Annotated in this window: 11 protein-coding genes; 8 read left to right on the top strand and 3 right to left on the bottom strand. The window is 51.4% G+C overall.

Going from position 1 to position 13,330, the window contains the following annotated elements; genetic code table 11:
* Positions 1-32 precede the first annotated feature (32 nt).
* Positions 33-845, top strand: a complete 813-nt coding sequence (locus DX130_RS14905) for an undecaprenyl-diphosphate phosphatase (RefSeq protein ID WP_116047218.1) — start codon at positions 33-35, stop codon at positions 843-845.
* On the top strand, positions 845-2,026 hold the full coding sequence (locus DX130_RS14900; RefSeq protein WP_116046671.1) for an MFS transporter: 1,182 nt from the start codon (positions 845-847) through the stop codon (positions 2,024-2,026). The genes DX130_RS14905 and DX130_RS14900 overlap by 1 nt, the downstream gene beginning before the upstream one ends.
* 174 nt (positions 2,027-2,200) lie before the next feature.
* On the opposite strand, the gene DX130_RS14895 is transcribed toward DX130_RS14900, so the two are convergent.
* Positions 2,201-2,692: an SdpI family protein gene (locus tag DX130_RS14895; protein ID WP_116046669.1), complete on the bottom strand. Its 492-nt coding sequence runs from the start codon at positions 2,690-2,692 to the stop codon at positions 2,201-2,203.
* A 122-nt stretch (positions 2,693-2,814) separates the two neighbouring features.
* On the opposite strand from DX130_RS14895, the gene DX130_RS14890 reads away from it, so the two are divergent.
* On the top strand, positions 2,815-4,038 hold the full coding sequence (locus tag DX130_RS14890) for a multidrug effflux MFS transporter (RefSeq protein WP_116046668.1): 1,224 nt from the start codon (positions 2,815-2,817) through the stop codon (positions 4,036-4,038).
* Positions 4,039-4,273: 235 nt separating this feature from the next.
* On the opposite strand, the gene DX130_RS14885 is transcribed toward DX130_RS14890, so the two are convergent.
* Together DX130_RS14885 and DX130_RS14880 are read right to left on the bottom strand one after the other, a co-directional pair.
* Positions 4,274-4,948: a class I SAM-dependent methyltransferase gene (locus tag DX130_RS14885; RefSeq protein WP_116046666.1), complete on the bottom strand. Its 675-nt coding sequence runs from the start codon at positions 4,946-4,948 to the stop codon at positions 4,274-4,276.
* A 277-nt stretch (positions 4,949-5,225) separates the two neighbouring features.
* On the bottom strand, positions 5,226-6,410 hold the full coding sequence (locus tag DX130_RS14880; protein ID WP_116046664.1) for a winged helix DNA-binding domain-containing protein: 1,185 nt from the start codon (positions 6,408-6,410) through the stop codon (positions 5,226-5,228).
* Between the two features lie 152 nt (positions 6,411-6,562).
* On the opposite strand from DX130_RS14880, the gene DX130_RS14875 reads away from it, so the two are divergent.
* From DX130_RS14875 to DX130_RS14855, 5 genes are all read left to right on the top strand, one after another.
* Positions 6,563-7,231 carry a bifunctional 2-keto-4-hydroxyglutarate aldolase/2-keto-3-deoxy-6-phosphogluconate aldolase gene (locus DX130_RS14875; protein ID WP_116046663.1) on the top strand — a complete coding sequence of 223 codons (669 nt, stop codon included), beginning with the start codon at positions 6,563-6,565 and terminating at the stop codon, positions 7,229-7,231.
* A 117-nt stretch (positions 7,232-7,348) separates the two neighbouring features.
* Entirely contained in the window at positions 7,349-8,734 is a 1,386-nt protein-coding gene (fumC, locus tag DX130_RS14870) for a class II fumarate hydratase (RefSeq protein ID WP_116046661.1), read from the top strand.
* Positions 8,735-8,992: 258 nt separating this feature from the next.
* Positions 8,993-10,927, top strand: coding sequence for an ABC-F family ATP-binding cassette domain-containing protein (locus tag DX130_RS14865; RefSeq protein WP_116046659.1), 1,935 nt, complete (start codon positions 8,993-8,995; stop codon positions 10,925-10,927).
* Positions 10,928-11,108: 181 nt separating this feature from the next.
* Entirely contained in the window at positions 11,109-11,744 is a 636-nt protein-coding gene (locus DX130_RS14860; RefSeq protein ID WP_116046657.1) for a fumarylacetoacetate hydrolase family protein, read from the top strand.
* Between the two features lie 881 nt (positions 11,745-12,625).
* Positions 12,626-13,330, top strand: coding sequence for a response regulator transcription factor (locus tag DX130_RS14855; RefSeq protein ID WP_165861295.1), 705 nt, complete (start codon positions 12,626-12,628; stop codon positions 13,328-13,330).

Below are 13,330 nucleotides of genomic sequence, written 5' to 3'. Positions count from 1 at the left end.
AGAGGCAGAGAGTGGAGGAAGCGAAAAAGCATATGGAACAGGTTATTTTGTGGCTGAAGTATTTGGTGCTGGGCGCGGTTCAAGGCTTTACGGAGCCGATTCCGATCTCGTCGAGCGGACATGTAATTATTGCCCGGGAGTTAATGGGCATGGAGCAGGAAGGTCTTTCATTCGAGGTGTTTCTAAATACGGCATCCTTGATCGCGATTTTATTCATCTATCGGGCGATGATCGGTCGACTCATCGTGAATGGATATCGATTCATTCGTACTCGCAAAGGGGAGTACAAGTCGGACTTTATGTTTATCGTTTACGTTATTCTGGGCACAATTCCTGCTGGATTAATCGGTTACCTCTTCCAGGATCACATCGAGCGCATCTTCTCCCACGCGAAAGTGGTGGCGATATCGCTGCTGGTGACGGGCCTAGCCTTGTGGCTGATACGTAACTTGCGAGGAAAGAAACGCGAAGGCGATCTGAGCGCGAAGGATGCGATCATCGTCGGCTTGGCACAGGCAGTAGCGCTTATTCCCGGCATTAGCAGATCCGGCTCGACCGTAATCGCTTCGATTGCGGTAGGCATGAGACAAGAGACGGCATTGCGCTTCTCCTTCATGCTGTATATTCCGATCAGTCTGGGCGGTGTCGTATTGGGGCTGAAAGACTTCTCCAGCGATCCGATCTCGTCATCATTGGTTGGCCCTTACGCGATCGCCTTCTTGGCTTCGCTTGTCTTAACTTATTTCGCAATGAAGTGGCTGATGAACATCATGGAGAAAGGCAACTTGAAATATTTCGCCTATTATTGCTTTGCGGCAGGTATTTTGTTGCTTCTATTCTTGTAATGAAGGGATCCTACAACGTCATTAAGGCGTTTAACTTCTTCATCTATGGCGCTTTGTCAGTATACAGCACGTTTTTTGCCCTATATTTGCAAAAGATCGGATGGTCAACGCTGGAGATTGGCACGCTGCTCGCAGGCGGCCCTATCGTATCGATCATCGCTAATCCACTATGGGGCTACTTAAGCGACCGATTCCGGAACATTCGGTTAGTTATTCTCATTATGATGGCTGGCGCAACGGTCATTATGCAAGTCGTGTTTCTCACCCAATCGTATACCGTCATATATACAGCGATGCTGTTTTTCTTCTTCTTCCAAATGCCGATGTTCTCGCAGACGAACAGTCTGATTCTGAATGCAATTGAGGGAACGAAGTACAAATTCGGCTCATTCCGGTTATGGGGTTCGATGGGCTGGGCCGTTCTGGCGGCTGCATCAGGACCGATCATCGGAGTGATTGGCGTGGAGCGGCTGTGGATTTTATATACGGCCATGATGGTTATTTCTATTGTATTCGCGTTTGGCTTGCCGAAGGGAGAGTCCAAGATTGTCGTCAAGACAGAGAAAACGAACTACCGCTCTATTTTTGCGAATCGGGCGTTTCTGTTCTTCCTCCTCTTGGGACTTGTATTGTCCATCCCCAATTCGATGAACCATACTTTTATCGCCTTGTATATCGCCGAGCTTGGCGGACAAGCCGACATGATAGGGTGGGCGGCGTTTTTCTCTTCGATATTCGAAATTCCGGTGTTCCTGCTGCTGGATCGCTACTTGAAACGAAATACGAAGACGATGATTTTCTGTATGATCTTCATCAGCGTGTTATTCATCATTAGATGGGCGTTGATGGCGGGGGCGGCCAGCGGCATGCAGATCATATTCGTGCAATTGCTGCACTGTGTGACGTTCGGTGGATTCTATTACATCGGCACGCAGCTCACAGCCTTGCTTGTACCGGCGCAATATCGCGCATCGGGACAGGCTGTGTACGCACTGATCTATGGAGGCATCTCCGGAATGGCGGCTGGCGTCATCGGCGGCTGGTTGTTCCAGAACATGGGCGCCCAGTCGATGTATATCTCGGGTGTGATTTTGGCGGCGATCGGCGTAGTTGGTTTTGCCGCTTTGTATGTCATGGTGCGCCGCTCTGGCGTAGCAGCGGAAGGCACGGCCGCTGGATAACCTGTCTGAACGAAAATAAGCTCGTCTCTCCCGGCGTGGGAGCGGCGAGCTTATTTTATTGGAGAATTGTGGGATGGAAGTCTGCGCACTTAGGTTAATTGCATTCTATCTTGCGGTGCGCTTTTAAGATCGCAGTATGAATTGACCAGTGCTGATTCGATTCAGGGTTTCTGTTCATTCTTTGGCTATTCGGACGGTGAAATAAATGATGGTACCAAAAATAACGATGAGCGCAGCGGGCATTAACCAGCCTAAGCCTCCGGATTGACCTTGAGCGGTACGAATAACATTCCATAAAATGAAGCCGAAAAGCAACGAGATTTGGAACTTCATCCAGGCAATCAATTGAATGGAGAGACGGTACTTTTGCTCAGCGTTTTCTTTAGTTAGCGCGACGGGATAGTTGAAATGATGAGGAATTTTGCGCAGCAGTGTAAGTCCGCCATATAGGAGAAGTCCAACAATCGGAAGAATCAGGGAGATACCTTTGCTGCCCCATCCGTCAGGCTCTCCAACTGCGTTGAAATGAATGGGCACTTGTGCCGGAAGCTCCGCCCATACGACAAATAAATAGATTACAGGCAGCAGCAAAGCAAGCAGCGACAACCCATCGAGCAGCCATTCAAACTTCGTCTTAGGAATGCGTATGATTGGTCGATCGGTCATGAAATCACCTCTTTCTGGGAAATGTATGATTCCCTCTACGCGGTTGTCAGATTAAAGTTTCAGGAGTACAATTGGACTTATGTTTTTTGTGCTGCTATAGAGAAGAGAGAAGGGTTGCTATCATGAATACCGCAAAGTCTGCCCTTAATCAGGCGACAACTACACCAGTCGGTCGATCCAAGCGGTTATGGATTGCGTTAATATTAGGAGCGCTGTCCAGTATCGGACCGCTATCCATTGATATGTATCTGCCTGCGCTGCCTGCGCTTGCCGGAGATCTCGGAGCTTCGGCTTCAATCGCGCAGCTCAGTCTTACCGCCTGCTTGCTCGGCATTGCGCTAGGGCAGCTGATTGTCGGACCTATAAGTGATGTGATAGGGAGAAGAAAGCCGCTTCTAATTGGTATTGCCGTCTATGCGGTCGTATCTTTGTTATGTGTTATTTCTCCGAATATATGGTCATTTATCGCCCTTCGGTTCATGCAAGGTCTTGCCGGTGCGGCGGGTATTGTCATTGCCCGTGCGAGCGTGCGGGACTTGTATTCCGGAGTAGAGTTGACGAAGTTTTTTGCCTTATTGATGCTTATTAACGGGGCTGCCCCGATCCTCGCTCCAATGATTGGAGCAGAAATATTGAACTTCACTTCGTGGAGAGGCGTATTCGCGGTTCTTAGCGTATCCGGACTGCTGATGTTGGCTGCGATCTACTTTGGTATGAAAGAGACGCTTCCGATGGAGCGCCGTCAGTCCGGAGGACTTGGGAATACGCTTCGGATCTTCCGCAAGTTGACGGGCGATCGCGTCTTCATGGGATATGCCACGACGCAAGGTTTTATGATGGCAGCGATGTTCGCGTACATTTCGGGCTCATCCTTCGTGCTTCAAGAAATCTATAACGTTACGCCAAGAACGTACAGCTTAATCTTTGGTCTGAACGGGATCGGCATTATTATTGCCAGTCAAATAGCTGGGCGTCTGGCAGGAAAAGTGGAAGCGCGCAAGCTGCTAATTAGCGGACTCGCGATGGCGGGCTGCGGCTCTGTGCTGCTGCTTGTGACTGCTTTTATGAAGCTGGATCTCACGATGATGGTCGCGGGCTTCTTCTTGGTCGTATCCAGCCTGGGCATTACATCCGCTACCACCACTTCGCTGGCGCTGCAGGATCAGGGGCAAACCGCAGGCAGCGCTTCGGCCTTGCTCGGTATGCTGTCCTTTATCTTCGGCGGCCTTGCTGCGCCGCTCGTAGGATTAGGCGGTGAAGGCACAGCCGTGCCGCTCGCCATCGTCATGTCATCGCTCGTGCTGGCTGCCTTCATCTGCTACGCGTTGCTGACGAAACGGAAGTAGTTGAAGTGAAAAATAATGTGATAAAGTAAAGACAATCAGAATGAGCCGCACCGGTAAAGGTGCGGCTCATTCTGATTGGTAGCGGGGGAGCGATGTGTGATACGTTTAATCGTCCGCTCAAGTTGGAATGGTCAAGATGGCGAATTAGTGTCGTGAGAAACGCTTAATCGTCTGACAGCGCTCAGAATGGCGAAATATCTCTGTGAGAAACTCCTAATTCCTCTACCCACTAACCTCAAATCCTAGCCACAAACACGGTGAACTCACGGTTGCGGTATACGCAATCGACCTCAGCGAAGCCAGCATCGCGCAGCCATTGCAACTGGTCGGTGAGCGTGGCATCGATGTCCAGTAATCTGCGTTTCTTCGAAGCTTCAATATCTTCCGGATCCAAATCGGTGGCGGTTACCGACTCCACCCATAACCGCTTGAACTCAGCGACGAAAGCGGGAGAGGAACCGGCTGCCTGATCTGCATTGACGAACACTCCGCCGGGTTTAAGCAACGAGTGGATTTTTCGGAATAAGACCTGCTTGTCTTCATGAGTAAGATGGTGGATGGAGAGTGACGATACAACAGCATCATAAGTACGTCCGAATTCATAAGTTAAGTAGTCCGCAGCAATATAGGTTAGGTTGTCATTATCTGCAAACCTTGCTTTGGCTTTCTCCAGCATATCCTCGCTGAAATCGACCAGCGTCACTTGCGCACCGGGATATTTGTTGAGCATCATGGCGGACAGCCTTCCCGTACCCGCGCCTAAATCCAGAATAAGAGGCGAATCGCCAGCTACTTCCGTCCAGGTAACCGCAGCACCGTAGAAATCCTGATAACAGGGGATTAGCTTTCCGTGTTTATCATCATAGGTTGGCGCGGCTTGATCAAATTGCTTTTTTACGTTATTCTCCATGTTAAATCCTCCTCGTCTTTTGAAAGCTTTTAACTTCAGAAAAAGGACTGGCCGTTACATGTCGAATCGATTCGATACCTTCATCATAACTGTATAAAACTCATAGTTGAAATATATAAAACTAATAAAATATATAGTTTATAACTATAAACAAACTAATAGCAGCCTCGCTACCGCATTGATTCATAAAGTCAATACAATAACAAGTCTGCGATCTGAAAAAGCGTTTTACATGTGTCAATGCTGTATAGGATAGAGCACTATTCAATCCCGTTGATCAACTCTCAGCATCAACCTCAAAATAATGCTGCTTGTCCGGTGCGGCGAAACGAAGCAAGCGCACTCCTTCCTCCCGAAGCGCCACGAGATCGTCATCGCTGACCGGTTCGAAAGGCTGGAGTCGAAGAGTCGCCGCGTCTTTGTTTTCTTCGATCGTCCAAGTACCGCGCACGAAGCCATCTGTCAGAAACGTCGATCTGACCAAGCCGTTGATCGTAATAATTTTAGACTTATAAGCTGCGGGCATAATCCGCTTACGGTCATAGTAGGAGAGCAGCATGTTGTCAAATTCGGATAGATAACGCGGTGGAGCAGGCGTATCCTCTGGTGGAAGCGGGGCACCGGGCAGATCATACAGCTCGTTGCCTGCTTCGTCCTTGAAGCATTCGAGCTCCGATGACCATTCCTCGATATAAGGCTTTAGCCTGGTCAACCCCGACCACACCTGCATATCTTTGATGGAGGCGGGTCCGAACGCACCCAAATACCGAAACAACATCGACTTAATAGCGGCGTCCGTGTCGCCTCGAGCTGTGCCTGCGAGGTTAATTGTGCACACCTTGGTGATTCCCTCACTCGTTTGATGATCACGCCCGCTCGCGAGCCAATGAGCTAGAGGCACGTGTCTGGCAGCGCCGCCTTGTCCCCAGAGTCCCCGGGGCGGGATTTGAGCGAGCGGTACGAGATTGCGTGCCGTCGACGAGAGGACGGAAGGTTCATGCTCCGGCCAATACTGGTGCAGATGCTTGCCCAGCTCTTCAAAGGTAACGGCATTTTCTGTAGCGTAGCTAATGGTTTTTACAGCCAGTTGAGTCAGATCCACACCGTGCAGCTTTTTGCCATTAAAGCTATTGATCGTGCGCTCCATCATCGGGGTAAGTGCCGCCCGAAATAATCGGGCATCCCGCGCGGACACCAGATGGATCGTTGATCGCATCAAAGCGATGCGAATGGCTTGTCGGCCAGCCAATAATTTCACAAGTGACCCTGGCTCGAAGTTCTCCAATCTGCTCCACAAAGCGTAATAGGGTGGCATTGGCGCTTGAGATTGAATGCCGGCCAGATGTTCGATTGCTTCAAGCGGCGAGATTCGGCTTCGCTGCAGCAACAGCTGGCGTTCCAGCAGAGCGCGGTTTAATCTTTTTAATGAAAGTGTGCGGTTAGTCGGAAGTAAATCGCCCATTATCCATCGCATCCTCACCTATCGTTTTTCCACGGCATGACAAGTTCCGCAAGTCTTTCGGATTGATGCGCTTCCCGAAAAGGTCTATAATGGGCCGTAGGTTAAGTCTATTATCGAACAAAGAAGCACATAAAGGGAAGAGGGATTGGATCATGAAAAAGCTTAGAGTATTGCAGCAACTGACGGAAGCGGGAGTTGTTGCGGTTTTGCGCGCAGATTCGGCGGAAGAAGTAGCGGAGATGGCCCGTCGTGCCATCAAAGGCGGAATTAAAGCGATTGAAATTACGATGACGGTGCCGTTCGCGCTTAGAGCGATTGAGCAATTGTCCAAAGAATATTCCAGCGACGTATCGCCGGACGCTGATAACTACGCTATTATCGGCGTTGGTACTGTCCTTGATCCGGAGACGGCTCGTGCTGCAATCTTGGCTGGAGCAGAATATGTCGTAGCTCCTGCACTGAATGCTGATACAATTAAGCTTTGCAATCGTTATGCGATACCGGTTATGCCAGGTACGATGACGATTCAGGAAATTCAGACGGCACTTGAGCTGGGCGTTGATGTCGTGAAGCTGTTCCCAGGCAACCTGTACTCGCCAAGCGTCATCCCATCCATCAAAGGTCCGATGCCGCAAGCGAACATTATGCCAACAGGCGGTGTATCGCTGGATAACCTGAAGGATTGGATCAAGGCTGGTGCTGTTGCAGTCGGAATCGGATCGGATCTGACGAAGGAAGCCGTAAAAACGGGAGACTTCTCCATTATTGAACAGAAATCTGCTGCTTATGTTACAGCATACCGTGAAGCGAAGGGCATCTAGCCCTTCCTTCCACGGATGAGTCTTGGGAGCGCTTGCTTCCAATGGCGATTAGCGTTATAACAGAAACAGATGTATAAAGCTGGACTAATCTTAATAGGTAAAGGAGTCGTTTGTTGAATGGATTACCGTATTGAGAAGGACACAATGGGCGAAATCAAAGTTCCTGCGGACAAGCTATGGGGCGCGCAAACGCAGCGCAGCTTGCAAAACTTCAAAATTAGCGGCGAGCGCATGCCGATCGAAGTCGTATACGGAATGGCGATCGTGAAAAAAGCGTCCGCGTTTGCCAACCACAAGCTGGGCGTTTTGGACGAAGAAAAAGCTGTCGTAATCGGTGAAGCCGTCGATGAGATTCTAAGCGGCAAGTGGGACGAGGAATTCCCACTCGTCGTCTGGCAGACTGGCAGCGGTACGCAAACGAACATGAACGTGAACGAGGTTGTCGCTCGCCGCGCCAACCAATTGCTTGAGGCAAGGGGCAGCGACACGCGCATCCACCCGAACGATGACGTGAACCGTTCCCAAAGCTCCAATGATACATTCCCTGCGGCCATGCATATTGCCGGCGTCATCGCGGTAGAGGATCGGCTGCTTCCGGCGCTGGACCTGCTGAACGGCACGTTGTATGCGAAGGCAGAGAAGTTTAACGATCTGGTTAAAATCGGCCGTACCCATCTTCAAGATGCGACTCCTATTACGCTTGGCCAAGAAATTAGCGGCTGGTACTCCATGCTGGACAATACGCGCGCGATGCTGATTCAAAGCGTCGATACGATGCGTGAGCTTGCTCTGGGCGGCACTGCGGTGGGCACGGGACTTAACGCGCACCCGGACTATGCTATTGCGGTTGCTGAGGAAGTAACGGCGCTGACAGGCAAAAAATTCATCACGGCGAGAAACAAGTTCCATTCCTTGACGAGCCATGACCAAATGGTCTACACGCACGGCGCAATCAAGGCGCTGGCTGCGAACCTGATGAAGATCGCCAACGACGTCAGATGGCTGGCAAGCGGTCCACGCTGCGGTATCGGCGAGTTGACGATTCCGGAGAACGAGCCGGGCAGCTCCATCATGCCGGGCAAAGTAAATCCGACGCAAAGCGAAGCGCTGACGATGGCTGTATGCCAAGTCATCGGCAACGATGCGGCAATCGGCATGGCGGCAAGCCAAGGAAACTTCGAGTTGAACGTCTTCAAGCCGGTCATTCTGTATAACTTCATTCAATCCGTAGCCTTGATGGCAGATTCGATGATTTCCTTCAACGACAACTGTGCGGTAGGCATCGAGCCAAATGAAGAAGTAATCAAGCGCAATCTGGATCAGTCGTTGATGCTAGTTACAGCGCTGAACCCGCATATCGGCTACGAGAATGCGGCGGCAATCGCGAAGAATGCCCATAAGAAAGGTCTGACGCTGAAAGAATCGGCGATCGCAAGCGGCCTTCTGACTTCGGAGCAATTCGATGAGTATGTTCGTCCTGAGAACATGATCGGGAAACGCTAATCATAAACGATAGAATAAGCTAGTGGCCATCTCCTGAAGCGTAATGCTTTGGGGGATGGTTTTTTTTGAAAATGGGTGTGTCGCCCAGGGCATGTTGATGGTTTCAGCTCGGATGCTCCTATACTGTGCGCAGCTCCGAGCGTGCGGTGATTGGTTCTTTCATTGGCGGAGTATGCGGTGCGGAAGAAAGACGATCTGTGCTATGATACAAATAGCCGGATTTTACGGCTCTATTACGGGGTAAAGTAGGGTAACGACATGCATTTATTATCAGTTGAACATATATCAAAAACCTATGGCGAAAAAGTACTGTTCCAGGATGTAACGTTCGGCGTAGAGGATGGCGACAAGATTGGTATCATCGGCGTCAACGGAACGGGGAAATCGACGTTTCTGAACGTTATTGCAGGCGTCGACCAGGCCGATTCCGGCTCCATCTCCATCGGTAACCGGGTTGTCGTGCGGATGCTGGCGCAGGACCCGCTGTTCCAGCCCGGTGAGACGGCGTTGGAGCATGTGCTGGGCGGCGATTCGCCGCAGCTCAAAGCTGTACAGGGCTATGCAGCAGCGATGGAGGCTATTGCGCTGAATCCTGAGAGCGAAGCGCATCAGGCCGCGCTTATTGCCGCGAACCAGCGCATGGATGAGCTGGAGGCTTGGCAGCTTGAAAATGAAGCGAAGACCGCGCTCTCGAAGCTCGGCATCCAGCAATATGATGCTAAGGTTGATACGCTGTCAGGCGGCCAGCGGAAGCGGGTTGCGATGGCGGCGGCGCTTCTGCTGCCGTCCGATGTGTTAATCCTCGACGAGCCGACCAACCATATCGACAATGATTCTGTCGCATGGCTGGAGGGGATGCTTCAGAAGCGCAGAGGCGCACTGCTGATGATTACGCATGACCGGTATTTCCTCGACCGTGTCAGCAACCGGGTCATCGAGCTTGATCGCGGAGAAGCGCATTTCTATCAAGCCAACTATAGCCGCTTCCTGGAGCTGAAGCTGGAGCGGGAGGAGCGCGAAGCCGCTTCCGAGTCGAAGCGTCAAAACTTGCTCCGCAATGAGCTTGCATGGATTCGTCGCGGCGCAAAAGCACGGACGACGAAGCAGAAAGCGCGCATCGACCGCTTCGAGACATTAAAGGCGGCAGGACCGAAAGCTTCGGACGGCAAGCTTGATCTATCGGTTGCCTCTTCGAGGCTAGGCAAAAAAATCGTAGAGGTCGAAGTGATCTCGAAGGGCTATGGCGATCGTACGCTAATTCGTGACTTCAGCTACATAGCGGTACCTGAGGATCGTGTCGGCATCGTAGGCCGGAACGGGAGCGGCAAGTCGACGCTGCTTAGACTTATCGCGGGCAAGCTTGCGCCTGACTCCGGCACGGTAGAGCTTGGTACCACGGTTAAGCTGGGCTGGTTCTCGCAGGAGCGTGAGGAGATGGATGATACGCTTCGAGTCATCGAATATATTCGCGAGGAAGCGGAACAGGTAAAGACGGCAGACGGAACGACTATCTCAGCGGGGCAGATGCTGGAGCGTTTCTTGTTTTCTCCAACGATGCAGTGGACGCCGATCGCCAAGCTGTCGGGTGGAGAGAAGCGCAGACTGCAGCTTCTGCGCGTCTTGATGAGCGCGCCCAACGTGCTGCTGCTCGATGAGCCGACGAATGATTTGGATATTGCGACGCTCACCGTTTTGGAGGATTATTTGGATGACTTCCCCGGCGTCGTGTTCGTGGTCTCCCATGACCGTTACTTCCTGGATCGTACGGTAGAGAAGATTATTGCTTTTGAGAATGGCGTCATTACGCATCATACGGGCAACTATTCGGACTATCAAGCCGGTGCGGAGAAACGGGATCAGGCAGAACCCGCAGCAGGCAAGACAGGAGCTGGCAAAGTTGCAGCGGCGTCGGGACAGGGCGAAGCGGCAAAAGGGCAGCCAAGAGAACGGGCGCTTAAGATGTCATACAAGGATCAGAAGGACTTTGAGGCGATCGATGGCTGGATTGAAGACGCTGAGGGCGAACTATCCCGCATAGCCGCAGCGATGGAGGCAGCCAGCAGTGATTCTGCAAGGCTGCAAGAGTTGTCTGCTGAGCAGCAACAGGCAGAAGAGAAGCTGGAAGCGTTGATGGATCGTTGGACGGAGCTCAATGAGCTTGCGGAGAAGATTGAAGCTCAGAAACGCGGGTAGTAGGAAGATAGGCAAAACGTGTGGATGGAAGGGGCAACCGACCAGGTTTGATCGCCGACGTGTGACCGAGCACCGCGTGCCTGATGATACCGCGCGCCAGGAGCACGTGGTGCGGAAAAAAGCGGTGAGCCTATGAGGAAGAGATTGTACACATTATGAACGACAGGGTGGTCATACGGACGTGGCAAATAATACAAGCATTCGGAACATCTATTGCATTGGCCGGAATTATCGGCTGCATGCGTTGGAACTTGGCAATGAAGTGCCGGAGGAGCCGCTCGTATTTACGAAGCCATCCCATGCGGCAACGGCGATGAATGGCAACGAGATCGTATTGCCCGCTCATGTCGGCGAGGTGCATTTCGAGCTGGAGATCGTGCTGCGCGTAAGCGAATCTTATCGTCCCGGAGCAACGGATAGCGAGTGCTTCGACGCGATGACGCTTGGACTGGACATGACGCTGCGCGATGTGCAATCTAAGCTGAAGGCGAAAGGCCAGCCTTGGCTCCCGGCCAAAGGCTTCAAAAACTCCGCTCCGCTTGGACGCTGGATTCCGTATCCGGGTGAAGCTGCACTTGCGGAGAGTACATTCAAGCTGGTGCGTAATGGAGAGGACGCCCAAGTTGGCTGTTCCAAAGACATGCTGTTCGGCATTACTGAGCTGGTACACTATATTGAGGAGCATTACGGCCTTGGAGCCGGAGACCTGATCTATACAGGCACGCCTGCCGGTGTAGCGGCGCTGCATGATGGCGATGTGCTGGAAGCGATCTGGGCGGGAGAGAAGCTTGGCGATTGTCGTATCGCAATGCGGTAATGCGGAATAGAGGAATACTGGAATACTGAAATAGCGGAAGATTAAATGTGGTGAGAATAAATGACCGGTCGATTCATCGACCGGTCATTCTGTTGAGAAGTCCCCTCCCAACACGCAATAATTTGAGAATACCTGAAGTGGCCTGACATAGAGCCAGGAGCTGGGTTTTGGTAATGGAAACTGTCACTGACGGCGATTGAGATGACGCTATCTTTATGAGGTTGGTTGTAGTTTTTTTAATCGGTTCAACGCCTTAATCTCCTTTATGTGTTTTTGGGAGGCGCTCTAAGTCGGTTTCAACGCCTTAATCTCCTTGATGCGCTTCTCGGGTGCGCATTAAATCGGTTTCAACGCCTTAATCTCCTTGATGTGCTCTCGGATGCGCATTAAGTCGGTTTCAACGCCTTAATCTCCTTCATGTGCTCTCGGAGGCGCTCTAAGTCGGTTTCAACGCCTTAATCTCCTTCATGTGCTCTCGGAGGCGCTCTAAGTCGGTTTCAACGCCTTCAGTCTGGAGAGAAGCCTATTATTTTTTATCAAATGAGAGAAACAAAAGGTGGTTATAAGTTTCGTAATCTGAGCTTCGTAATCTGAGTTTCGTTATTACAAATTAATTCTCAGTGCTTAATTCCCAGAACGGTTTACATTAATTTCCCTTTGCAAGTGGAGTCCTCCCACTCTATAAAAATAAGGTGTCGAAAAGTCCATATGACTTTATCGACACTCTGGCCGGTCGATTCATCAACCGGTTATTTTTGTTGTTCTGTGAGAAAAGAGCTCTGCGGCTGCGCCCCTCAGCCAGCGCAATACTCCGCCCCCTTAATGACAGCTTGCAAGACTTATGCAATAATTTACCTGTCTACAGAAAGGAGCTGGATCTGGTGCATATCGTATGGATTGAAGATGAGCATGCCCTGCTGCAAGAATGCGCGGATTATCTCCGCAGGGAGTCGATTGAGGTAACCGGAGCAGTTGAGTTTGAAGAGGCGCGAACCGTAATTGAGCGCTCGCGTCCGGATTTGCTATTGGTGGACTGGACGCTGCCCGGCGAGATGAACGGTATTGATATATGTAAATACAATTTGAAGCACTGGCAGCTTCCCCTTATTATGGTGACCGCCAGAGGCGATGAATTCGATAAAGTGCTGGCTCTGGAGCTTGGAGCCGATGATTATTTGACCAAACCTTTTGGACTGAGGGAATTAAGTGCCCGAATCAAAGCCGTGATGCGACGAGCAAGCCAAGGCGGGCGAAGCCTAGATCCCGGTATACGGGAGGAGAAGGTACTGCGCCGAGCGGAACTGACCCTGGATATGGACCGCTTCCTTGTCCAAAGAAACGGTGAGAAGCTGGAGCTGACCCGGACCGAATTTCTGCTGCTGTGGAAGCTCGCCTCATATCCGGGACGAGTATTCACAAGAGCGCATCTGATGGATGAGGCGCTGGGCGAGGGCTATATTGGCTACGAGCGGACGCTTGACTCTCACATACGCAACCTTCGCCGCAAGCTGGGCGAGCATGAATCGGACTCGCCGTTCGTACAGACCGTATATGGAGTCGGCTACCGATTCGCCGAGGGGAACTGA

This window comes from Paenibacillus paeoniae (genome assembly GCF_003388735.1).
Classification (GTDB): Bacteria; Bacillota; Bacilli; order Paenibacillales; family Paenibacillaceae; genus Pristimantibacillus; species Pristimantibacillus paeoniae.
Note: the sequence above shows the minus strand (reverse complement) of the source record. Positions and strands in the feature narration are given on the sequence as shown.

Excerpts from the sequence above, each read along its gene's own strand:
- DX130_RS14895 (WP_116046669.1), bottom strand. The coding sequence starts at position 2,692 with ATGACCGATCGACCAATCATACGCATTCCTAAGACGAAGTTTGAATGG.
- DX130_RS14875 (WP_116046663.1), top strand. The coding sequence starts at position 6,563 with ATGAAAAAGCTTAGAGTATTGCAGCAACTGACGGAAGCGGGAGTTGTT.
- DX130_RS14905 (WP_116047218.1), top strand. The coding sequence starts at position 33 with ATGGAACAGGTTATTTTGTGGCTGAAGTATTTGGTGCTGGGCGCGGTT.
- DX130_RS14890 (WP_116046668.1), top strand. The coding sequence starts at position 2,815 with ATGAATACCGCAAAGTCTGCCCTTAATCAGGCGACAACTACACCAGTC.
- DX130_RS14880 (WP_116046664.1), bottom strand. The coding sequence starts at position 6,410 with ATGGGCGATTTACTTCCGACTAACCGCACACTTTCATTAAAAAGATTA.
- DX130_RS14885 (WP_116046666.1), bottom strand. The coding sequence starts at position 4,948 with ATGGAGAATAACGTAAAAAAGCAATTTGATCAAGCCGCGCCAACCTAT.
- fumC (WP_116046661.1), top strand. The coding sequence starts at position 7,349 with ATGGATTACCGTATTGAGAAGGACACAATGGGCGAAATCAAAGTTCCT.
- DX130_RS14865 (WP_116046659.1), top strand. The coding sequence starts at position 8,993 with ATGCATTTATTATCAGTTGAACATATATCAAAAACCTATGGCGAAAAA.
- DX130_RS14900 (WP_116046671.1), top strand. The coding sequence starts at position 845 with ATGAAGGGATCCTACAACGTCATTAAGGCGTTTAACTTCTTCATCTAT.